21 protein-coding genes and 1 riboswitch are annotated in these 23317 nt (G+C 42.3%); of the genes, 19 read left to right on the top strand and 2 right to left on the bottom strand.

Features of this window, described 5'->3' with window-relative positions; all coding sequences use genetic code 11:
- The first annotated feature begins 33 nt into the window (after positions 1 to 33).
- From D8785_RS06780 to D8785_RS06740, 8 genes are all read left to right on the top strand, one after another.
- The gene (locus D8785_RS06780; protein WP_125374912.1) at positions 34 to 240 is read left to right on the top strand and encodes a heavy-metal-associated domain-containing protein; all 207 of its coding nucleotides are present in this window, start codon (positions 34 to 36) and stop codon (positions 238 to 240) included.
- A gap of 432 nt (positions 241 to 672) precedes the next feature.
- Entirely contained in the window at positions 673 to 1935 is a 1263-nt protein-coding gene (locus D8785_RS06770) for a UDP-N-acetylglucosamine 1-carboxyvinyltransferase (protein ID WP_125374911.1), read from the top strand.
- Between the two features lie 12 nt (positions 1936 to 1947).
- Complete coding sequence (locus D8785_RS06765) at positions 1948 to 2499, top strand: GNAT family N-acetyltransferase (RefSeq protein WP_125374910.1); 552 nt, start codon at positions 1948 to 1950, stop codon at positions 2497 to 2499.
- Positions 2492 to 3769 (top strand): CBS-HotDog domain-containing transcription factor SpxR, encoded by a 1278-nt coding sequence (gene spxR / locus D8785_RS06760; protein ID WP_125374909.1) that lies wholly within the window; start codon positions 2492 to 2494, stop codon positions 3767 to 3769. The genes D8785_RS06765 and spxR overlap by 8 nt, the downstream gene beginning before the upstream one ends.
- Before the next feature lie 17 nt (positions 3770 to 3786).
- Positions 3787 to 4647 carry a methionyl aminopeptidase gene (locus D8785_RS06755; RefSeq protein ID WP_117744377.1) on the top strand — a complete coding sequence of 287 codons (861 nt, stop codon included), beginning with the start codon at positions 3787 to 3789 and terminating at the stop codon, positions 4645 to 4647.
- 89 nt (positions 4648 to 4736) lie between these two features.
- The gene (locus tag D8785_RS06750) at positions 4737 to 5705 is read left to right on the top strand and encodes a YihY/virulence factor BrkB family protein (protein WP_125374908.1); all 969 of its coding nucleotides are present in this window, start codon (positions 4737 to 4739) and stop codon (positions 5703 to 5705) included.
- A 119-nt stretch (positions 5706 to 5824) separates the two neighbouring features.
- Positions 5825 to 6289: a MarR family winged helix-turn-helix transcriptional regulator gene (locus D8785_RS06745; RefSeq protein ID WP_125374907.1), complete on the top strand. Its 465-nt coding sequence runs from the start codon at positions 5825 to 5827 to the stop codon at positions 6287 to 6289.
- Complete coding sequence (locus D8785_RS06740; protein ID WP_125374906.1) at positions 6286 to 6993, top strand: B3/B4 domain-containing protein; 708 nt, start codon at positions 6286 to 6288, stop codon at positions 6991 to 6993. The genes D8785_RS06745 and D8785_RS06740 overlap by 4 nt, the downstream gene beginning before the upstream one ends.
- Positions 6994 to 7047: 54 nt before the next feature.
- Here the strand turns inward: D8785_RS06740 and D8785_RS06735 are convergent, their stop codons facing one another.
- Positions 7048 to 7485, bottom strand: coding sequence for a GtrA family protein (locus D8785_RS06735; protein WP_125374905.1), 438 nt, complete (start codon positions 7483 to 7485; stop codon positions 7048 to 7050).
- Positions 7486 to 7513: 28 nt separating this feature from the next.
- A riboswitch (PreQ1 riboswitch) is annotated at positions 7514 to 7650 on the top strand.
- Here D8785_RS06735 and D8785_RS06730 point away from each other — a divergent pair.
- The 4 genes from D8785_RS06730 to pulA all read left to right on the top strand — a co-directional run bounded on the left by D8785_RS06730 (position 7648) and on the right by pulA (position 13749).
- The gene (locus D8785_RS06730) at positions 7648 to 8157 is read left to right on the top strand and encodes a QueT transporter family protein (RefSeq protein ID WP_125374904.1); all 510 of its coding nucleotides are present in this window, start codon (positions 7648 to 7650) and stop codon (positions 8155 to 8157) included. Its footprint overlaps the riboswitch before it by 3 nt.
- Positions 8158 to 8447: 290 nt before the next feature.
- Entirely contained in the window at positions 8448 to 10406 is a 1959-nt protein-coding gene (ligA, locus tag D8785_RS06720; protein ID WP_125374903.1) for an NAD-dependent DNA ligase LigA, read from the top strand.
- 8 nt (positions 10407 to 10414) lie between these two features.
- Complete coding sequence (locus D8785_RS06715) at positions 10415 to 11383, top strand: diacylglycerol kinase family lipid kinase (RefSeq protein ID WP_120701854.1); 969 nt, start codon at positions 10415 to 10417, stop codon at positions 11381 to 11383.
- 68 nt (positions 11384 to 11451) lie between these two features.
- Positions 11452 to 13749 carry a type I pullulanase gene (gene pulA, locus D8785_RS06710; protein WP_125374902.1) on the top strand — a complete coding sequence of 766 codons (2298 nt, stop codon included), beginning with the start codon at positions 11452 to 11454 and terminating at the stop codon, positions 13747 to 13749.
- 462 nt (positions 13750 to 14211) lie between these two features.
- On the opposite strand, the gene D8785_RS06700 is transcribed toward pulA, so the two are convergent.
- Positions 14212 to 16401 carry an LTA synthase family protein gene (locus tag D8785_RS06700; RefSeq protein ID WP_125374901.1) on the bottom strand — a complete coding sequence of 730 codons (2190 nt, stop codon included), beginning with the start codon at positions 16399 to 16401 and terminating at the stop codon, positions 14212 to 14214.
- A 242-nt stretch (positions 16402 to 16643) separates the two neighbouring features.
- On the opposite strand from D8785_RS06700, the gene D8785_RS06695 reads away from it, so the two are divergent.
- The 7 genes from D8785_RS06695 (at position 16644) to D8785_RS06665 (ending at position 23256) form a co-directional block, all read left to right on the top strand.
- Positions 16644 to 17807 carry a class I SAM-dependent rRNA methyltransferase gene (locus D8785_RS06695; protein ID WP_125374900.1) on the top strand — a complete coding sequence of 388 codons (1164 nt, stop codon included), beginning with the start codon at positions 16644 to 16646 and terminating at the stop codon, positions 17805 to 17807.
- On the top strand, positions 17804 to 18481 hold the full coding sequence (gene aroD / locus D8785_RS06690; RefSeq protein WP_125374899.1) for a type I 3-dehydroquinate dehydratase: 678 nt from the start codon (positions 17804 to 17806) through the stop codon (positions 18479 to 18481). Before D8785_RS06695 ends, aroD begins: the two co-directional genes overlap by 4 nt.
- Complete coding sequence (gene aroE / locus D8785_RS06685; RefSeq protein WP_125374898.1) at positions 18471 to 19346, top strand: shikimate dehydrogenase; 876 nt, start codon at positions 18471 to 18473, stop codon at positions 19344 to 19346. Before aroD ends, aroE begins: the two co-directional genes overlap by 11 nt.
- Positions 19347 to 19447: 101 nt before the next feature.
- A complete protein-coding gene (gene aroB / locus D8785_RS06680; protein ID WP_125374897.1) occupies positions 19448 to 20512 on the top strand; it encodes a 3-dehydroquinate synthase in 1065 nt (354 codons plus the stop codon).
- 20 nt (positions 20513 to 20532) lie between these two features.
- Positions 20533 to 21699, top strand: coding sequence for a chorismate synthase (gene aroC / locus D8785_RS06675; protein ID WP_125374896.1), 1167 nt, complete (start codon positions 20533 to 20535; stop codon positions 21697 to 21699).
- A gap of 12 nt (positions 21700 to 21711) precedes the next feature.
- Positions 21712 to 22818 (top strand): prephenate dehydrogenase, encoded by a 1107-nt coding sequence (locus tag D8785_RS06670; protein WP_125374895.1) that lies wholly within the window; start codon positions 21712 to 21714, stop codon positions 22816 to 22818.
- Positions 22819 to 22917: 99 nt separating this feature from the next.
- Complete coding sequence (locus tag D8785_RS06665; protein WP_125374894.1) at positions 22918 to 23256, top strand: YlbF/YmcA family competence regulator; 339 nt, start codon at positions 22918 to 22920, stop codon at positions 23254 to 23256.
- Positions 23257 to 23317 lie beyond the last annotated feature (61 nt).

The following is a 23317-nucleotide window of genomic DNA, read 5'->3' as shown; positions in this document are numbered from 1 at the left end:
ATGATCTCCTTGTGCGAAAGAAAGGACAAAAATATGTCAAAAACATATGAAATTACTGGAATGAAATGCCAAGGTTGTGCCAATGCTGTCACTGAAAAATTATCCGCAGTAAAAGGTGTAGAAGAAGTAAGAGTTGATTTAGAGAGGCATCAAGTAACCATTGAAGGGAAACCTTGGAAATGGTCCTTGAGCCGAGCTCTAAAAGACAGTAAATATGAACTAGGGAACGAAGTGAAATAAACACAGAAAGAGGCTGGGACAAAAGTCCTAGCCTCTCAATTTTCTTTGGATTGTCGAGCAAGACGCAGTGGTTGAGTGGGCTCTACTACGCTGATTTCATCATTTTTTACAGCCCAAGTCAACTGTGCGGAGGTGGGACGACGAAATAGAATTCTAACGAATTACCGATTTCTGCCCCACTCTCTTTTGATTGAAAAGAAGAGACTATACTTACAGTGAATGAGTAAGCAGCATAGATAAATCAGCGAAAGACATAAATAAACTAGGAAAGATACTGAAAATATAAAAAAATAGTAAAAGATATAGCTTAAGTTTTCAAGGATTGGATCGACTGATCAAAAGATAAGAATGAGTGGAAAATGAAGCGTTTTTATGATATAATAGATGCGGTAATTTTTTACTGAATGATTGAAAGAGCTTATATAAATTAACATGAAAAAAATTATAATTAATGGTGGTCGCCCATTAAAAGGTGAGGTGACCATTAGTGGTGCAAAAAATAGCGTGGTGGCCCTTATTCCAGCTACTATTTTAGCAGACGAAATTGTGACACTTGATGGTGTTCCAGATATTTCAGATGTGGCTAGCTTGATTGACATTATGACTCTGATGGGAGCAAAAGTGGAGCGAGATGGGGAGACCCTTGTCATTGATCCACGTGGTGTGCAAGATATGCCAATGCCATTTGGAAAGATCAATAGTCTTCGTGCTTCTTACTATTTCTATGGAAGTCTTTTGGGACGTTATGGCCAAGCAACGGTAGGTCTACCAGGGGGATGTGACTTAGGTCCGCGTCCAATTGATCTACATTTGAAAGCCTTTGAAGCGATGGGGGCTAAAATGACCATGGATGGTTCTAGTATGAACCTTTCTACTAATGGGAAGCGTCTTCGTGGGGCAGTCATCTATATGGATACGGTTAGTGTTGGCGCAACGATTAATACCATCCTTGCTGCTGTCAAAGCGGAAGGTCGTACTGTTATTGAGAATGCCGCTCGTGAACCTGAGATCATTGATGTCGTGACCCTTCTCAATAATATGGGGGCTCACATCCGGGGAGCTGGTACAGATATCATTACGATTGAAGGAGTAGACTATCTCCGCGGGACGCGCCACCAAGTAATCCCAGATCGCATCGAGGCAGGGACTTATATCGCTCTTGCTGCAGCTGTGGGAGAAGGAATTCAAATTACGAATGTTCTCTATGAACACCTGGAAAGCTTTATTGCCAAGCTAGAAGAAATGGGAGTTCGAATGACCATTTCTGAGGATAGTGTTTTTGTTGAAAAGCAAGAAAATCTAAAAGCTGTTCACATTAAAACCTCTCCTTACCCTGGATTTGCAACTGATTTACAGCAACCCTTGACCCCCTTGCTCTTGACAGCTAATGGAAAGGGAAGCATTGTAGATACTATTTATCAAAAGCGGGTCAACCATGTGGCTGAACTGATGCGGATGGGGGCTAGGATTGAAACAGTTGGTGATCGCATTGTCTACCAAGGACCCAATCAATTAACGGGTGCTCCAGTTAAAGCGACAGACCTGCGTGCAGGAGCTGCCTTGGTGATTGCAGGTTTGATGGCACAGGGGAGAACAGAGATTACCAATATTGAGTTTATCCTTCGTGGCTATTCGCATATCATTGAAAAATTGCAACAATTGGGCGCTGACATCAAGTTAATTGATGAAGCATAACGAACGATTTTTATGAACATTTGGACGCAACTAGCAGCATATTCATGTTTCGAAACAGAGCGCCTCTTCTTGAGGCCCTTTCTATATAGTGATGCAGCTGACTTTTACAAGATATCCTCCAATCCAGATAATTTGCCTTTCATTTTCCCGGCACAAACTTCCCTAGAGGAATGCCAGTATGTCTTAGCTAATTATTTTTTAAAGAATCCTCTGGGAATATGGGCGATTTGTGATAAGGAAATCGGTCATGTGATTGGATCGATTAAATTTGAAAAATTGGATGAAATTAAGAAAGAAGCAGAACTTGGTTATTTCTTACACAAGGATTATTGGGGCAAAGGCCTCATGACAGAGGTTGTAAAAGAAATTACCTTCTTGGCCTTCCAGGAATTTCATCTCAAACAAGTCCGAATTATTACCCATGTTGAAAATTTAGCCAGCCAACAGGTAGCTTTACATGCCGGTTATACGTTAAAACGACAATTCAAGGGAAGCGACCGCTATACCCGAAAGATGCGGGATTATTACGAGTTCTACATAGATAGAGGAGATCTCAATGAGTAAACACCAAGCGATCTTAGATTATTTGGAGAAACTACCAATTGGCAAGCGTGTCAGTGTGAGAAGTATCTCGAACTATTTACAGGTGAGTGATGGGACCGCCTATCGGGCCATTAAAGAAGCCGAAAATCGTGGAATTGTTGAAACGAGACCTCGTAGTGGGACTGTTCGTGTTAAGTCCAAAAAGGCTGTCCTGGAACATCTGACTTTTCGAGAGATTGTAGAAATAACCGGTTCGGAAGTCTTGGCAGGTAAAGAAGGACTGGAACGAGAGTTCAATAAGTTTTATATCGGTGCCATGACAGAAGAGCATATTTTAGACTATGTCTCTGAAGGTGGGCTCCTCATTGTTGGAGACCGGACCAATATCCAACGTCTGGCTCTCAAACACGACAATGCTGTTCTTGTAACTGGTGGTTTCGATGTCGATCCGTCTATTTTAGAACTAGGTAACAGTGGTCAAACTCCTATCTTACGTACCAAGCACGATACTTATACTGTGGCGACCATGATCAATCGCGCTCTCGCCAACATGCAAATCAAAACAGACATATTAACGGTTGAACAAGTCTATTCACCTATGCATGAATATGGTTTTTTACGGGAAACAGATACCGTACGTGACTATCTAGATTTGGTAAGAAAGAGCCGTTTTAGTCGCTTTCCTGTCGTTAATCAACACCAAATGGTTGTTGGAGTGGTGACTATGCGGGATGCCGGCGATAAGACACCACAGACAACTCTGGACAAGGTCATGTCACGTACGGTCTTTACGACAAACCTTTCTTCTAGTATCGCCAATGTCAGTCAACGCATGATTGCAGAAGACTTTGAGATGATCCCTGTTATTCGGAGCAATCAGACCCTGTTAGGTGTCATTACCCGTCGTGCAGTCATGGACCGGATGAGTAAGGAACAATTGTCTGGATTACCAACCTTTAGTGAACAAATCAGTCAAAAAGTGGTTCTGCAAGCCAATCATTTTGAACTGACGGTTGAACCAAGTATGTTAGAAAAAAGTGGCGTTCTCTCGAATGGCGTTCTCACTGAAGTTTTAACAACGGTCACTCGCCAGCTCATGATGAATTCTGGAAAAAATTTAATTATCGAACAGCTGTTGGTCTATTATCTTCAAGCTGTTCAAGTGGACGATACCTTGCGGATTGAAACGCGTATTGTTCGCCAAACAAGACGATCGGCTATTATAGATTTTGATTTGTATTTGAATCTGCAGCTGGTCACGAAAGCCACCGTTACTTTGAAAATTAATTAGAATGGAAGTAGGAATAGATGATTACATTGAAATCACAGCGTGAAATCGAAGCCATGGACCGTGCAGGAGACTTTCTTGCCAGTATCCATATTGGCCTTCGGGATTTGATCAAACCAGGTCTTGATCTTTGGGAAGTAGAAGAGTATGTTCGACGTCGCTGTAAAGAAGCCAATGTCTTGCCCCTCCAGATCGGTGTGGAAGGAAGTCTGATGGACTATCCCTATGCAACTTGTTGTGGGATCAATGATGAAGTAGCTCATGCCTTTCCTCGCCACTATCTGTTAAAAGAAGGTGACCTCTTAAAGGTGGATATGGTCTTGTCAGAGCCATTAGATAAGTCTGTTGTTGATGTTTCAAAACTAGACTTTGATAATGTAGCTCAGGTGAAAAAGTATACTGAAAACTATTCTGGTGGTTTGGCGGATTCTTGTTGGGCTTATGCAGTTGGGAATGTATCCCAAGAAGTAAAAGATCTCATGGATGTCACCAAGGAATGTCTCTACAAGGGGATTGAACAAGCAGTTGTCGGAAACCGCCTAGGTGATATCGGAGCAGCTATTCAAGAATATGCTGAAAGCAAAGGATACGGAGTGGTCCGTGACTTGGTCGGTCATGGAGTCGGTCCGACAATGCATGAGGAACCAATGGTTCCCCACTATGGACGTGCAGGACGCGGGTTGCGCTTACGTGAGGGGATGGTTTTGACCATTGAACCAATGATTAATACTGGAACTTGGGAAATCGATACCGATATGAAGACAGGTTGGGCCCACAAAACTCTTGACGGTGGTCTTTCTTGTCAGTACGAACATCAGTTTGTGATTACGAAAGATGGTCCTGTTATTTTGACCAGTCAAGGTGAAGAAGGAACCTATTAAAAAAAGTAGAGAGGAAAGAATGGAGCTGAATAGATAAAACGGTTTCGCTCTTTTCTCTTTTTATGACTTTGTTTAGGGAAAGGCAAGATATGAAAAAGTTTCTAAAATGGCTAGGCCAACGACCCTTTATTAAGGGATTCCTGCGCTTTTATATGGCCTCTGAATCGGATATTACTAGTATAGCAGTAGCCTATTATTTATTGATTTCGATTCTCCCTTTATTGTTGATTGCAGCCAATATCCTTCCTTACTTTCAGATTCGTCCGACTCAGATTTTGCTGACCTTGCGTGAAGTCTTACCTGCTTCCATGTACCGCATTGTTTTGCAAGTGATTTCATCGGTGCTTACCAAGCCGTCTACTGGTTTGCTGAGTTTTTCTATCATTTCTGCTTTATGGGTCTCTTCACAGTGTATCGCTTACCTGCAAAGAGCCTTCAATAAAAGTTATGGAGTGGAGAAGGAGAGGGGGATTATCTGGGCGAGAATTTTCAGTATCTTGATTAGTTTTGCACTACAAGGTCTGTTTGGTCTATCTCTCGTTTTGACTATGTTTGGCCGTATGATTATTCGTACCGTCTACCAGATTTTCAAGTTTGATGAAAGTATCTACCTTCGCCTTCTAAATATTTCCGGCCCTTCGGTTTACTTCCTTCTCTTTTTGACCTTGCTCTTGCTCTATTACACCCTACCCAATATCAAAATTCCTAAGTTTCGCTATGTCTTTCCAGGAGCCATCTTTGTGACAGCAGTCCTTTATTTGACCTTGAATATCTTCTGGAAATATGTCGATCACTATATCACGAGTTTCTTAGATGCTCGTTTCTTCGGGTCGGTCCTTTTAGCAGTCATTATGTTCTGGTTTATTTTAGTAGCCAAGGTGTTGATTATTGGCTGTATCTTAAATGCTAGTATTCAATATGCGATTGAAGCACGATTCGAAACAAAAGACGGGGATGTGGTGGCCAAGTACAAGTCAGCTCAAGTAGCTTTTCACCAAAAAGAAGCTTCACTCAAGCGTCGTTTTCATCTTAAAAATTTGAGAAAAAATCAAGAATAATTTTAAAGAAACAACATATGAAGAAGCCGGTTTTCATCCGGCTTTTTGTTATTTTTGAATTTTTTGATGCAAATGCAATAAAAATGTGATAAACTCAATTTTAAGGAAAGGAGGAGCAAATGAAGGTTCTAAGAGAGATTGGCATCATTGCTCGAGCCTTAGATTCGATTGCTAATATTGAGTTCCGAGATTTGGAGCTGGCGAGAGGCCAATATTTGTATTTGGTACGGATTGGAGAGCACCCAGGGATCATTCAAGAGGAATTATCTGATCTATTAAAAATGGACCGCTCAACAGTGGCCCGCTCTGTCAAAAAATTAGCGGATAAAGGATTTATCCAAGAACTAAACGATCATTCAAATCAAAAGATAAAAAAATGGATCCTAACGGAAAAGGGACAAGCGCTTTATCCTTTCATACTTGCTGAGCATGAATATTCTGAGAAGACTGCTTTAAAAGGTTTTTCACAAGCAGAAATTCTTCAATTAGAAAAATGGCTTGCAAAGATGAGTGAAAACGTCGCAGCGGATTGGGAGCTAGTAAAAAAAGGCCAAAAAAGAAATTATAGTGAGGAAAAGAAATGAAAGTTACAATAGACCAAGAATTTTGGGATTTGTTTCCCCAAGCACAAGTAGTTGTGATGACTATAGAAGGAATCGACAATCATGTCGACGAGAGCAAGGATCCCTATTTTAAGGATCTACTCGACAAGGGAGTCGCTCGATCAAAAGTCTTCATCGATGATGAACAATTCACTGCCAGCCCAGTGGTTCAGGAATGGCGTCAGGCTTTTACCAAATTCAAGACTAAAAAAGGAGCCCGTTCTTCCATTGAAGCCTTATTGAAACGTGTTTCTCAAGGACGGGAGTTTTATCCCATTAATCCTTTAGTTGATTTGTATAATAGTGTATCTCTTGCCTATGCTATCCCTTGTGGTGGTGAGGATATGGAAAAGTTAGCTGGAGGCTTATCTTTAGGAAAAGCCAAGGGTGGAGAGCCATTCTTCCCATTAGGAGCTGAGGAGGATGCTCCAGCTTTGCCGGATGAAATCATCTATTATGACCAAGAAGGAGCTGTTTGTCGCTGTTTAAATTGGCGGGAAGCTAAAAGGACTATGCTGACAGAAGAAACTCGCCAGGCTATTCTTGTTATGGAAGCAGTGACTGAAGAGCAAGCGAACCGTGCCAAAGAAGCGATGGACGAATTAAAAGGCTTAGTCAAGGACTATTTTGGTGTAGAAGGAAAGATTTCTTATTTAAACGCTCAAACATCTAGTTTAGAAGTTTAAAAAAACCGTCAGAGCCCATAAAGGTTCTGACGGTTTTTTTGTTTTTTACGGAAGTTACTTTTTATTTCGGAAGACAAAAAGTTTACTGAAGACATAGTTCAAAATGACAATCATAAATTGGGCAGCAAATGTTTCGATGGTATTGATAGCCGTACGATTCATGTTGACAAACTGACCAATGATTTCCGGATACTGGGTCACGAAGATGGTAGTCATCAGGAGATCCAGAACGAGAGTGCCCATTCTAGCGAAAGAGAAGACAATTAACCGTTTAAACCAGCCTTTTCTTTCTTGTTTAAAGACAATAGTATCGTTGGTAGCAAAGGCAAAGAGAATCCCTGCAATATTTCCAATCAAGGTAGCTAGTTGTTCCTGGTCTGTCAGTTGGAAAACAATCAGCCGGGTAGCAACAGAAACGATCGTAGTAGCAACACCAAAGATCAGGTAGGCTAAAATTTCATTATTAAAGATTCGATGGAGTAGTTTTTTCATACAATTAGTCTATCATAATTTCCTTATTTGTGCTATACTTAGAAAGTTGATTTGTCGAATGCAACTCTAACACCAAGGGTTCATTGGCAAAAATCAACCCTTGGTGCTTAGCTTCTTTCACCAAGCATATTAGACGCGGGAAAACCGCTAAAGGAGAAAACGATGAAAAACTATACTGTTCGTGACTTGGCACAGATTGCCCTAGTTGCAGCTCTCTATGTGGCCTTGACCATTACTCCCCCATTGAATGCTATCGGAAGCAATGAGATCCAATTCCGTGTCTCTGAAATGCTTAACTTTATGGCTTTCTACAATCGGAAATACATTTGGTCTGTGACAATTGGCTGTATGATTTCTAACTTCTTGAGTTATGGAATTATCGATGTGGTCGTTGGTGGTGGATCTACTTTGGTCTTCGTCACACTTGGAGTATATCTCTTTAAACGTTACGAAAAGACAGATCTCTTTAATGGATGGATTCGCAAGGATCATTTCTTATTCTCAATTTTCTTTGCCCTCTCTATGTTTACGATTGCCTTAGAATTGCATATCTTGAACAAAACACCATTCTTCTTGAATTGGTTGACAACTGGTTTGGGTGAATTTGCTTCCCTGATTGTCGGAGCTATTTTGATTAAAAAGATTGCCCAGCGAATTGATTTGACTCAATAATTCACTGGAGAGTGGGACAGAAATCGGTCATTCGTTAGAATTCGATTTCGTCGTCCCACCTCCGCACAGTTGAGTAGGAGCTGTAAAAGCTGATAAAATCAGCGTAGTAGAGCCCACTCAACCACTGCGTCTTGCTCGACAATCCAAAGACAGTTGAGAGGCTGGGACAAAAGTCCCAGCCTCTTTTTTGATGCCATGGCCGAATCCGATTCATTCAAATAATAGATATTTTTCGCTAATGGAGTAGTCAGAAAGGCCACAGTAAAGCGTTTTTATGGTAAAATAGGGATATGGAAACCAGAATAAAAGAGCTAGTGACACTCCTGAATCACTATGCAGAAGAATATTATACAAAAGATGCTCCGTCCGTATCGGATTATGAGTACGACCAACTTTATCGGGAATTAGTCGCCCTAGAGGAAGCACATCCGGACTTGGTCCAGCCCAATAGCCCAACCCATCGGGTCGGAGGAACGATTCTTAAAGGATTTGAAAAATACCAGCATACCTACCCGCTTTACAGCTTGCAGGACGCCTTTTCTTATGACGAATTAGTGGCCTTTGATCAACGGGTTCGCAAGGAATTTCCTACTGTCACTTATGTATGCGAATTAAAAATTGACGGCCTGTCTATTTCACTTTCTTATGTTGATGGAGTTCTTGAAACGGGTGCTACACGTGGAGATGGGAACATTGGAGAAAATATCACAGAGAACCTCAAGCGAGTTCGCGATATTCCTCTAGTCTTGCCAGAACCTCTTACATTAACAGTTCGCGGGGAATGTTATATGCCCCGTGCATCTTTTGATGCTGTCAACTTGTCTCGCCAAGAAAATGGGGAAGCAGAGTTTGCGAATCCTAGAAATGCGGCAGCCGGTACTCTTAGACAGTTGGATACGAAGATTGTTGCGGAGCGAAAACTTGCGACCTTCCTCTATCAAGAAGCTAGTCCAACTGATCAAACCAGTCAAGAAAAGGTCTTAGCTAAATTAGACCGCCTCGGTTTTGTCGTCAATCCTCATCACAAGACTGTGACTAGTATCGAGCAAGTCTGGGCTTATATTCAAGAAGTAGCAGCCATGCGCGACCAACTTCCTTATGATATCGATGGGGTCGTGATTAAAGTGAATGACCTGGCTGTCCAAGAAGAACTTGGCTTTACTGTCAAAGCTCCCAAATGGGCAGTGGCTTACAAATTCCCAGCTGAGGAGAAGGAAGCAAAACTCTTGTCCGTAGATTGGACGGTTGGTCGGACTGGAGTGGTGACACCAACTGCTAACTTAACTCCTGTTCAGCTGGCAGGGACGACTGTCAGTCGGGCTACCCTCCATAATGTAGATTACATTGCTGAGAAAGATATTCGCAAAGACGATACCGTCATTGTCTATAAAGCAGGGGATATTATTCCAGCTGTCCTACGGGTTGTCATGGATAAGCGCGTATCAGAAGAGCCATTAGAGATTCCTAGTCACTGTCCAAGTTGTCAGAGTGAGCTCCTTCATTTTGAGGATGAAGTGGCCTTGCGTTGTATCAACCCCCGTTGTCCTGCTCAAATCAAGGAAGGGCTCGCCCATTTTGCCAGCCGGGATGCCATGAATATCACAGGGTTGGGGCCAGCAGTGGTTGAAAAACTGTTTGCCAAAGAACTGGTACAGGATGTGGCAGGTATTTACCGGCTGACAGTTGAAGACCTTTTGCAATTAGAAGGTTTTAAAGAAAAATCTGCCCAAAAGTTAATTGATGCTATTCAGGCGTCTAAGGGGAATTCTGCTGAAAAACTATTGTTTGGACTGGGAATTCGTCATGTAGGAAGTAAGGCCAGCCAGCTCTTGCTCCAAGAGTTTCATTCCATTCCTGTTTTAGCAGAAGCAGAAGTTGAAACGATTGCGGCGATAGATAGTTTAGGAATGGTCGTTGCAGAAAGTCTCCAGCGTTATTTTGCTCAGGAAGGCTCTCAACTTCTTTTAGAAGAGCTTAAGGATGCTGGGGTAAACTTAGATTATCTAGGACAAAAGGTTGCAGTTGACGCACCATTATCCGGGAAAACAGTTGTCTTAACTGGTAAACTGGAACGTCTAACACGATCGGAAGCTAAGGCAAAATTAGAAGCTTTAGGTGCTAAAGTCACAGGCTCCGTGTCCAAGAAAACTGACCTCTTGGTTGCAGGTAGCGATGCGGGAAGTAAATTAAGCAAAGCGCAGGAATTATCGATTGAAATACAGGATGAAGCCTGGCTTGAGAGTTTATAGAGGCATGTATGGAAAATAAGATTAAAAAAGCACGAGTGATATATAATCCGACCTCTGGTCAGGAAATCATAAAAAAGAACATCGCAGAGGTCTTGGATGTGTTAGAGGATGTCGGTTATGAAACAAGTGCCTATCAGACCACTCCAGAGCCCTTATCAGCCCAATTAGAAGCTGAACGGGCTGCTAAAGCAGGATTTGATTTGATCATTGCTGCTGGGGGAGATGGGACCATTAATGAGGTAGTGAACGGGGTTGCTAGTCTCGAACACCGTCCAAAAATGGCTTTTATCCCTACGGGAACAACCAATGATTATGCGCGTGCTCTGAAGATTCCAATGGGAGATCCTGTAGCAGCTGCAAGAATCATTGAAAAGAACCAAACCATCCAAATGGACATCGGACGGGCTTACGGAAGTAAATATTTTATCAATATTGCTGCTGCAGGGACCTTATCTGAATTGACCTTTAGTGTGCCTAGTGAAGTGAAGTCGCGTTATGGCTACTTTGCTTATGTGGCCGAAGCGGTGAAGAAATTCCCCAAAAATAAAACCCGCAAGGTACGGATTGAACATGACAATGGGGTCTATGTTGGACCAGTTTCTCTTGTGTTCGTGGCTTTGACCAATTCGATCGGTGGCTTTGAAAGTGTAGCACCAGATGCTAAATTGGATGATGGAAATTTCACTTTAATCTTAGTGAAAACTGCTAAATTATTTGATATGTTGTCTTTGATTATGCAAGCCGTCAATGGTGGAAAACATGTCAAGGATTCAAATATTGAATACCTCAAAACCTCTAAATTGAAGATTGAAGTTTTGGATAAGAAAGAAGAGTTCAAAATCAATTTAGATGGTGAATACGGGGGAGATACACCGGTGGAACTGGAAGTCTTCCACAATCACTTAGAATTTTTTGCCAACATCGATGAAATTAATGACGATGCCTTGGTCCATTCGGAATATAAATCAGAAGAATAATGGAAAATCGTTGCTGAGAGTGGGCAATGTTCGTTTCTTCTTAGTTAGGAAATAGGAAATACAATAAGATGCATCAGTATCAAGTTAAAATCCACTACCATCATCCCGTAGGCGATTATTTTGCCCGTGATATGTGGAAGTGGCATGAAGGAGTTTGGGGAGAGGAAGTGTCCTTCTCCAAGCTCGATTATTTTGGAGTTGAGGGACTCTTAGTTTATGACTGTGAGACGCCTCAACGGTTTGGCCATGTCATCATCAAAGAAGGAAACTGGATCAGTCAGTCAGACGAATACCATATTGAGCTTTTGCCTGAAGGGCATGTGAGAGAAGTCTGGTTGATTCAGGGAGATGAGACCGTTTATTATTCCTTGCAGGCTGCTATGACGAGTCATGAATACAGCCGTCGGAAGCCACATGCTTTTGATATGGCGACTCATTACCAGGAATTTGATGCCAAATGGGGATATCAAGGATGGTTGGGCTATCGCCAGCAGGATGATGATTACCGCTTTAAACTCTGGGCACCTACTGCCAATAAAGTAGACCTCCTTATCTATGATTCTGTCGCTAATGACAGCAAGGTTTGGAAGATTGTCCCAATGGTTCGTGGCCAGCGTGAATCTAGTGACCATGTTCGAAATAACTGTGGTGTCTGGTATGCCGATGTCATGGGGAACCTCAGTGGACTAGCCTATCAATACAAGGTTTATTTTGATTACCATACGGAGATTGCGCGTGATCCGTATACGATTGCTACCAGTGAAAATGGGAAAAAATCAGCCATTCTTTCTCATCATGATTGCATCTTCCCTGCCTTTCAAACAGAAGCGTATGAAAAGGCTGACTGGCGATTGGATAATCCCTGTCAGGCGGTTGTCTATGAAATGCATATCCGGGATTTGACTATTTCTCCGACTTCCGGTGTGGACGAAGCCTATCGAGGAACCTACCGAGGGGCTCACCAGACTGGGACTAAGAACGCCCAGGGTGATGCCACAGCCTTTGACTATATCAAGGAATTAGGGGTTAATGTGGTGCAACTGCAACCAGTCACCGACCGCTATAAGACTTATGATGAAGAAGGCAATGTCCTCTACAACTGGGGATACGATGTGCAGAATTATTCAGCACCTGAGACTTGGTATTCGACCAAACCTCACGATCCTAAGATCACCATGCGCGAATTAAAAGAAATGATCCACGCCTACCATCAAGCAGGGATCTCGGTGGTTATGGATGTCGTTTATAATCATATCTATTCGACAGAAGATGGTGCCTTTCAAAAAACTGTTCCTGATTATTATTACCGGATGAATCCAGATGGATCCTTCCAAAATGGTACAGGAGTCGGGAATGAGACAGCCAGTGAGCATGAGATGTATCGCAAGTTCATGATTGATTCCTTGACATATTGGGTAAATGAATATAAGATTGACGGTTTCCGCTTTGACTTGATGGGGATTCACGATGTGGATACGATGAATGAAATCCGTGAAGCCATGGATGCGATTGATCCACGGATCCTCCTCTATGGAGAAGGTTGGGATATGGGGACAGGCTTAGCTCCAGAAGATAAGGCTAAGAAGGACAATGCTTATCAAATGGCCCAAGTCGGTTTCTTTAATGATACCTCTCGAGATGCCATTAAGGGGGCTGAGGTCTTTGGCTCTGTCAAACGTGGCTATGTTAGTCGGAAGTCTACAGAAGACATCATTGCGCGGTCCGTTCTGGGTAGTGCAGAGTTGGGATCCTTCCTAACTCCAAGTCAGGTTCTCAACTATGTTGAGGCCCATGATAATTACAACCTTTACGATTTACTTTCTTATGTCCATCCAAATGATTCCAAAGAACAAATTAAGAAGCAGGTAGAAGTAGCTACTGCTATGAACCTCCTCTTCCAAGGGATGGCCTTTATGCAAGTTGGCCAAGAGTTTCTACGAACCAAGTTGGTTGCAACTGGGCCGGATGGCGAAGTAACTGCTCAAGATAGGGAACGGGCCATGAATTCTTACAATGCCCCAGATGCCGTTAACCAAGTCGATTGGAATCTGGTGTCTGTCAACAAGGATACGATTGAATATATTCGCCAAATCATTCATTTGAAGAAGACTTTACCTGCCTTGTCACTTGAGTCTTATGAGGAAATTTACCAACATGTCTTTGTGCATACAGCGGATATGGGTAGTGGTGTCGTTGTCTTTGAATTAAATTGGGATAAACACTATTATGTTATCTTTAACACCAGTGGACTTCCATTCTATCTCCAGAACGCAGATCATCTTGAGCTTCTTGTTGGAAATAGTCGGAATAAACGACCATTCTATGTTGAGAATTTAACAGCTTCCGTTTTCGAATGGAAGAAATAAATAAAAAAAATGAGGCTAGGACAAAAGTCCTAGCCTCTCAATTGTCTTTGGATTGTTGAGAAAGACGCAGTGGTTGAGTGGGCTCTACTACACTGATTTCATCAGCTTTTACAGCCCTACTCAACTGTGCGGAGGTGGGACGACGAAATCGAATTCTAACGAATTACCGATTTCTGTCCCACTCTCATTTCAAATTGAAGATAAAGCCATCTTAAAAACTTTCCTTAGGTGAGTACGGACGTCTGCGACCTTCTCCGAAGTTCCAAGACTTAGTTTTGAACCTAAAGTTTCAAAACTCCCGAGTGCTTGAAACACGTGTTTCAAGCACTTTTCTCACAGCGGAAAGTTTTAGATTTGCTTTAATGATCCAAATTAATAGAAGTTGTTTTTGAAAAACAATCCAGATACCTTAAGTAAAAATAGTTTGTCTACATTTAAAAATAAGATTAGGAAACCCTAATCTTATTTTTTCTCTGATGAAGATGAACTTGAACTACTTGAGCTAGAATCTTCACTCGATGATGAAGAAGAACTGAACTGTTCAGGATGGAGTTCCTTGTAGCTAGGTGCCTTGAAGAGATCAACCGTTGACTGATTGCCTTTTTGGCTATAGAGACTGGTCGATGCATCTCCTTTTTCTTTTTCGATTTTCTTCAATGCTTTCATCGAGTTATTGTAAGAGTAATCATCTGGGTTGACTTTTCCAAGATCATTACCGGTATAGAACCGTAAGAGATCACCAGTTTGAATACTATCACTAATCTTGAGTTGAAGATTCGCTGCCTCACGGATCTTATCGAGTTGCTCTTTCGTTGTTTCGTCTGGATTGGTGATTTCTTCACCAGTCTTGGTGTAATAGGTCCGGCCACTGTAACTTGTATACTCAGGGGTCACAAAGTAGTTAGATGAACGGAAAGCAACGATTTGACTATGATCTGGAGACAATAAGTCTTGTCCAACTTGAAGGAAGTTCTTAGAATCAATTCCTAACAAGTGTTCCAATGTCGGAAGCATATCAATCTCTCCACCGTAGGTCTCAATGACTTTCCCTTTGTTCATGCCTGGAATCACAACCATATACGGTACGCGCTGCAACATGGCATTGTCATAGCTAGACCAAGTCTCCGAGTTCTTACCGAGCAAAGGGGCTAGGGCTGGATTTCGAGAATTTGAAATACCATAGTGATCTCCGTACAAGACGATAATGGAGTTCTCATATAAGCCTGAAGCTTTGAGATAATCGAAGAAGGCCTTGATAGAAGAATCTAAGTAGTTGGCTGTAGCGAAATAGCCATTAATCGTTTCATCTTGCGTTTCTGCAAGTGGGAAGCCGACTTCGTCACCAATCAGACTTGTCGTATAAGGATAGTGGTTGGAAACCGTAATGAACTTGGTGTAAAACGGTTGTTGCATGTGTTCCAAGTACTTGATGGAATCCTTCAACATGATTTTGTCATTGAGTCCATATTGGAAGGAGTTGGTATCATCTTGCTTGGTAAAGTAGGAGGCATCAAAGAAGTAATGGTAGCCCCATTGTTTGTAAGCTGTATTACGGTTCCAGAAGCTTCCAGCATTTCCGTGGAAAACAGCACTGGATTGGTAGCCATTCTTAGAAAGAATGAAAGGAGCTGCTTGCTGGGTATTGGTCCCACCGTAGTTTACCATAAAGGAACCTTGGTTCAAGCCGAACAAACCCGTCTCAATCATGGTCTCTGCATCCGATGTTTTACCAGCTTTTACTTGGTTGAAGATATTAGCAAATGCAAAGGTTTCATTTGAATGGTAGAGTGAGTTGATAAAAGGGGTCACTTCGTATTCTTTTCCATCGACCTTCAATTTATAGTCGATCAAGAATTGTTGGAAACTTTCCAAGTGGATATAAATGACATTTCGTCCCTTGGCTAGACCAAAGGTTTCAGGATTTGGTTTAGCATAGTGGCTAGCAACATACTCTTCAACTGGCTTCAAGTCTACTTCAGAGGCTTTAGAGCGTTCTTTATTGGCCATGTAGGTCTGGTTGGCACTGTAACCCAAGAAGGCTGGCAAGCCAAGAGCACGGACCACATAATAATTTGAGAAGCCACGCGTTAACAATTCTGGACGGTCAATCTCCGCCAAGAAAAGGTTGGCTGAGAAGAGCATGGCAGAGAGAGAAGTAACTGCAAAACTTGCCCGTTTATTAAATGGACGGGGATCTAGTTTGACCAATTTCTTTAAAAAGAGGAAAGCTAGAATTGGGAAGTCTAGAATATAGATGATGTCCCAAGGTCGGAACAATTCTAAGGCTGCAGCTCCAAGACCAGCGGATACCTTGCTAGAGGCTAGCATAGTATTGACAGTTACAAAATCTGTAAACTCACGATAATAAATCGAGTTGGATATCAACCAGATAAATAAAATGACATAGATGCTAAAAGATAGCAAATAAAAGAGTTTGGTTCTCTTAATATAAAAAGCAAGACCGATGAATAAGAGGCTTAACGGTATCGGGTTAATGACTGCAAGAAAAACCTGATAGAAGCCTTGAATATCTAGATTAAAGTCTACTGTATATGCCCACATAGTTTTAAACCAATAAAGCAAGAGTAGGGTCAAGACAAATCCTAGTCTGGTACTCATAAAATTGAGTATCTTTTGGGTAATTTTTTTCACAAAAATATACTTCCTTGTCTTATTTCCTAAAAATTTTCTTACATCAGTATACCATAATTTATAACGATTTGAAAATAAAGCAAGTGTTTAATTAGGGATAAAACTTTAAAGTCTGAGATGACGAAATAATTAGCCAACAAGAGTGGGGGAATGTCAAATTTTAGTTTCAAATCTTCAATATAAGTCGCATTTTTAGGTGAGAGACTTTGTGAATTTTAGAAAATTTTGATACAATATAAAGTATGAAAAAGCTGACAATTAACCGACAAGTTGAGAAGAAAATCCATAAAGGTTATAAGATTTTAGAGAAGATTGACTTTGGGCAACTCCCCTTTGACAATGAGGTTGTCGAGCTGGTCACAACTTCGGGCCACTTTGTTGGGACAGGCTACCTTTCCGAGCAAAACAAGGGGCTTGGTTGGGTCATTTCTACTAAGAAAATTACCTTAGATCAGGATTATTTTTGTCACCTATTTGCTGAGGCTAAGTCAAAACGACAGTCTTATTATCAGTCGGAATTGGATACTGCTTTTAGAATTTTTAATCAAGAAGGAGACGGATTTGGTGGCTTAACCATTGATCTTTATGACGATTATGCCGTCTTTTCCATTTACAATCCCTTTGTCTATCAAATCAGAGACTTGATTGTTTCAGCTTTTCAAGAAGTTTTTCCTGAAGTCTTGGGAGGATATGAAAAAATCCGTTTTAAGGATCCCGGTTATGAGTCGGCCCATCTATTTGGTCAAGAAGCTCCAGAGACCTTCTGTATTTTGGAAAATGGAGTTCGTTACCAAGTCTTTCTGAATGATGGCTTGATGACAGGAATTTTCTTGGACCAACATGAAGTGCGTGCTAGTTTAGTAGATGGTTTAGCAACAGGCAAGACCTTGCTCAATATGTTTTCCTATACGGCAGCTTTTTCAGTGGCAGCTGCTATGGGAGGAGCACTTGAGACGACCTCTGTTGATCTCGCCAAGCGTAGTCGGGAACTATCTGAAGCTCATTTTGTGGCAAATGGTCTAGAATTGGACCAGCACCGCTTTATTGTCATGGACGTTTTTGATTATTATAAGTATGCCAAGCGACATGGCTTGACCTATGATGTGATCGTTTTAGATCCGCCAAGTTTTGCTCGCAATAAGAAGCGTACCTTCTCAGTTGCGAAGGATTATCACAAACTGATTGAGCAGTCCCTAGAAATTTTAAATCCAAAAGGTATTTTGATTGCTAGTACCAACGCTGCGAATGTCAGTCGAGACAAATTTAAAAAAGAAATTGAAAAGGGCTTCAAAGGCCATAAACATCGCTATATCAGTGAGGTAGGACTTCCAGCTGATTTTCGATACAATGAAAAAGAAGAAAGTAGTAATTACTTGAAAGTTTTTACAATTAAGGTGGATCAATGAAATTAGTTGTTTCTGTAATGCCAAGAAATTTTGAAGAAGCACAGGCCATTGATGCCAGTCGGTATCAGGAAGCAGATGTCATTGAATGGCGTGCGGATTATTTGGATAAGAATGATATCTTGCAAGTTGCGCCTGCCATCTTTGAAAAATTTGCCGGTCGTGAGATTATATTTACCCTGCGAACACGGGAACAGGGGGGAGAAATTGAACTTTCTGGTGAAGAATACGTAGCGATTATCCATGATATCAACAACATCTATCATCCGGATTATGTCGATTTTGAGTACTTTGGTCACCAGGACGAGTTCAATCAGATGATGGATTATTCCAATCTTGTCTTAAGCTACCATAATTTCCAGGAAACCCCTGAAAACATGATGGAGATTATGTCAGAGTTAACCAGCTTTACACCGAAATTGGTCAAGGTATCTGTGATGGCTCAAACCGAGCAGGATGTTCTAGACTTGATGAACTATACACGTGGCTTTAAAACCCTAAATCCAGAACAAGAGTTCGTTACCATTTCTATGGGGAAAATTGGCCGAATTTCTCGCATTGCTGCCGATTTAACGGGGTCTGTGTGGTCCTATGCTAGTGTTGGAGAAGAAAGTGCACCAGGTCAAATCAGTTTGTCAAGCATGCATAAGATTCGGGAGATCTTAGATGAAGATTGATGGCTATACGCGAATGGCGGCCGTCATTGCTAAGCCCATTCGTCATAGTATCTCGCCCTTTATTCACAATCATGCTTACCAACTAACTGCTACCAATGCGGTCTACCTTGCTTGGGAAGTGGCAGAAGAAGAAGTTGAACAAAGTCTTCAACAATTACGAGTCCTGGATATGTTGGGTGCCAATATCTCCATGCCCTATAAGAAAAAGGTCCTACCCTACTTAGATCAGCTAGATGAAAGTGCCCAACTCATTGGTTCGGTCAATACAATTGTTCAGAAGGATGGCCGCTTAACGGGATACAATACCGACGGACTTGGTTTTTTAAAGAGTCTACCCAAGACTTTTTCAATAAAGAATAAGATACTTGTCCTTTTAGGGGCGGGTGGGGCTGCAAGGGCCATTGTCCTAGAAGCTATTCGGCAAGGAGTTGGAGAGATACATTTATTTGTTCGCCCAGAAAGTTTGGCGAAATATCAGGCTATCTTTTCTCCACTATCCGAAGCTCTCTCGTTTGCAATTGTCCTCCATGACTTATCCAGTCGGGACCAGGTCAATGAAATGATGGTGGAAGCGGATTTATTGCTCAATGCCACTGGACTTGGAATGGATGGGGTTTCCCTTCCTGTTCCTAAGGACCTTATCTTTCCTAAAGGATGTCTAGTAGCTGACTTAGCTTATTTTCCTGCAAAGACACCTTTTCTTCAATTAGCAGAAGAACAAGAGGTGCAAACGGTAAATGGCTTAGGAATGCTCTTTCATCAAGCTGGTCTAGCATTTGAATTGATGACGGATAAACCATTTCCAGAGCAGGAAGTCTGGCAAGCGGTGAAATTGGATTACCCTGATTATGTATTAGAAAAATGATGCAAGAAAACAGAAAAACTTAATCAAGTGACCTCTGTTTTCTATTTTTATACAATAGTGAAATTGTAATATTTTTCACATGGATTTGAAAGGAGAACCTTATGAAGGTGAATGTTGACCTACCAAAGAATGGTTATGAGATTGCCATTGAGAATGGAGCAATCCAAAAGGTTGGAACCTGGCTCAGTCATTTATGGGAACCTCAAAAAGTAGCAGTCATAACAGACAACCATGTAGGATCCCTTTATGCAAGTCAGGTAGTGAAATCTCTTGAAAGTGAAGGATTTACAGTCGTTAGCTATGAGTTTCTGGAAGGGGAATCTAGTAAAAATCTGACAACCGTTCAAAAAGTCTATGAATTTTTAGCGAAAAATGGCATGACACGATCGGATGGAATTCTTGCTCTGGGTGGTGGCGTTGTCGGAGATCTAGCTGGTTTTGTGGCTTCCACTTATATGCGTGGGATTCATTTTGTCCAAGTACCAACTAGTTTGACGGCTCAGGTTGACTCCTCTATTGGAGGCAAGACTGGAGTGAATACGCTCTATGCTAAAAACATGGTAGGAACCTTTGCCCAACCTGATGGAGTCTTGATTGACCCTGAGGTACTACGGACCCTTGGCCAGCGTGAGTTGATCGAGGGCATGGGAGAGGTCATCAAGTATGGACTCATTGAGGATCCAGAATTATGGGAAGAATTGGAAGGAATGGATGGCTCCATCGAGTCTATTTATGAGCATGCAGAATCCCTGATTGCTCATTCCTGTCAAGTCAAGCGCAAGATGGTCGTCGAAGATGAGCTAGACCAGGGCATCCGTCTTTACTTGAATTTTGGTCATACCCTTGGTCACGCCATTGAAGCGACTGCAGGTTATGGCCAGGTCATGCACGGAGAAGCCGTAGCGATAGGGATGGTGCAAGTCACTAAGGTGGCAGAAGCCAAGGGATTGGTCCAAGCGGGATTAACGCAGGCCATTCGCCAAATGTGTCAGAAATTTGGCTTACCAGTAGAATTCCATAGATGGGATAAGGAAAAGCTTTATCAGGCCTTGACCTTGGACAAGAAGGCTAGGGGCAATCAATTGAAACTCGTTTTGGTACCAGAAATTGGGACTTGTCAGATTCATCCAGTCCTATTGGAAGAAATGAGAGACTTCTTAAACTAGAAACCGACAAAGGAGATACCATGCGTTATTTAACAGCAGGAGAATCACACGGACCACGACTAACAGCCATTATTGAAGGAGTGCCTGCAGGACTGCCTTTGACGGCTGATTTTATCAATGCTGAGTTAAAACGTCGTCAGGGTGGCTACGGTCGTGGAGCACGGATGAAGATTGAAAGCGATCAGGTCGAGATCACCTCCGGAGTTCGCCATGGCTTGACCATGGGAGGGCCCATCACCTTGCATGTCACCAACTTAGACCATCAAAAATGGCTGGAGATTATGTCTGTCAGTGATGTGGAGGAAAAGAAAAAGGGGCTTCGGAAAATTACTAAGCCTCGTCCAGGCCACGCTGATTTGGTGGGTGGGATCAAGTACCGTTTTGATGACTTACGCAACTCCTTGGAGAGGTCATCTGCACGGGAAACAACGATGCGGGTAGCAGTTGGTGCAGTAGCCAAACGGTTATTAGAAGAGATTGGGATCCAAGTAGCCAGCCACATCGTTAATTTCGGTTGCATCGAAGTAGAGGTTCCAGAAAATCTTACGGTTTCGCAAATCAAAGAAGCGGTCGCTCAATCCGAGGTTTCTATTGTCAATCGAGAGCGAGAGGAAGAAATCAAGGCCTATATCGATAGCGTGAAGAAAGAAGGAGAGACCATCGGAGGGATCGTTGAAACCATTGTAGGTGGTGTGCCTGTTGGTCTAGGATCTTTTGTCCAATGGGACAAGAAATTGGATGCCAAAATTGCTCAAGGGGTTGTCTCCATCAACGCCTTTAAAGGAGTAGAATTCGGAATGGGCTTTGAAGCTGGTCGTCGCAAAGGCAGTCAGGTCATGGACGAAATCCTCTGGTCCCAACAAAATGGTTATACCCGTCGAACCAATCATTTAGGCGGATTTGAAGGAGGCATGACCAATGGGGAGCCCATTATTGTCCGTGGGGTTATGAAGCCAATCCCGACCCTTTATAAGCCCCTCATGAGTGTCGATATTGAAACGCATGAGCCATATAAGGCAACGGTGGAGCGGAGTGACCCAACAGCACTTCCAGCTGCGGGAGTTGTCATGGAGGCTGTGGTGGCAACGGTCTTAGCCACAGAAGTCTTGAATAAGTTCTCTTCTGATAATCTGGAGGAATTGATGGAAGCTGTCGAGCGACATCGGGCCTATACCAAAGCTTTCTAACTGGAGATATATATGGAAGAAAAGGTTGTTTATATCGTCGGTCTAGGACTGATCGGAGCTTCGTTAGCTATGGGCATACGAAAAGCCCATCCGGAAGTTACCCTATTAGGCTATAATCGCAGTCAAGCCTCACGGGATATTGCTTTGAAGAATAGGATTGTTGATCAGGTGACGGCCAATCTTGAAGAGTTTGCTTCTAAAGCAGATGTCATCATTGTTTCCTTACCTGTGAAGCAAACGATGCAAACCTTTCAGCAATTGTCAAAAATGCCACTAAAAGAAGGGGTTATTGTAACGGATGTGGGTTCGACCAAGGGGGCCATTGTAAAAGCAGGTCAAGAAGCTTTTAAGCATCTTCCAGTCCGTTTTGTCGGTGGGCATCCCATGGCAGGGAGTCACAAGACAGGGGCTGCCTCTGCAGATTCCACTCTCTTTGAAAATGCCTATTACATTTTTACTCCAACCCTTGCAACTGATCCCAGTGCTATTTTGGAAATGAAGGATTTGCTCTCAGGGCTTGGGGCCCGTTTCATCGAGGTGGATCCTATTGAACACGATCGAGTTACTTCTCAAATCAGTCACTTTCCTCACGTATTGGCTGCAACCCTTATGGGACAAGCAGCGGCTTATACAGAGGATCACAGCTTAGCAGGTCGCTTTGCTGCAGGAGGATTTCGAGACATGACGCGGATTGCGGAGAGTGAGCCCAGCATGTGGACTTCTATCTTGTTGTCCAATACAAATTCTGTTCTCGATCGGATTGCCGATTTTCAGCACCGCCTTGACCAAGTGGCCGACATGATTCGCCAAGGGCAAGAAGATGCGATCTGGTCCTTCTTTGATCGTAGTCGGGAGCAACGCCAGCACATGCAGATCCACAAACGAGGAGGGGTGGAAAGTACCTTCGACATTTTTGTGGATGTACCAGACGAAGAAGATGTCATCCTTCGGATCTTGGAGTTGCTTCGTGGGACTTCCTTGGTCAATATTCATATCAATGAGGAAAACCGGGAAGATGTCTACGGGATTCTCCAGATTTCCTTCAAGACAGCTGCGGATCAAGCACGGGCTGAAGCCCTGATTACAGAACAAACAGATTATAGTGTGGTCATCAAATAGGTCCCAAGTAGGATTTTTATTAAAATAGTAGTTTCTAATACAATATGTAAAATAATCTTTGTATAATAGAATGAAACCAAATCGTTAAGGAGAAATCACATGTCAAATATTTATGATCTAGCCAATGAGTTGTCACGAGGAATCCGTGATTTACCAGAATACAAAGCCGTCCTTGCTAGTAAGGAAGCTATTGATGCAGATGCAGATGCAAAAGCTTTATTCGGAGAGTACCTTGCTTTCCAACAAGAAATTCATGGGGTTATCCAGTCTGGTCAAATGCCAACTGAAGACCAACAAAAGAAGATGCAAGACTTTGCAGGAAAATTACAAGGAAACCCAATTGTGAATGAATTTTTCACAAAACAACAGCAACTATCTGTTTATCTAGGAGATATTGAACGGATTATTTTTGATCCAGTTCAAGATTTATTTAAATAAGGGAGAGGCTGGGACAAAAGTCCTAGCCTCTCAATTGTCTTTGGATTGTCGCGCAAGACGC

Origin of the sequence: Streptococcus australis (assembly GCF_003943615.1) — a bacterium.
In the GTDB taxonomy this organism is placed as follows: domain Bacteria; phylum Bacillota; class Bacilli; order Lactobacillales; family Streptococcaceae; genus Streptococcus; species Streptococcus australis_C.
The sequence above is the reverse complement of the archived record's forward strand: the minus strand, read 5'-3'. Positions and strand labels throughout refer to the sequence as shown.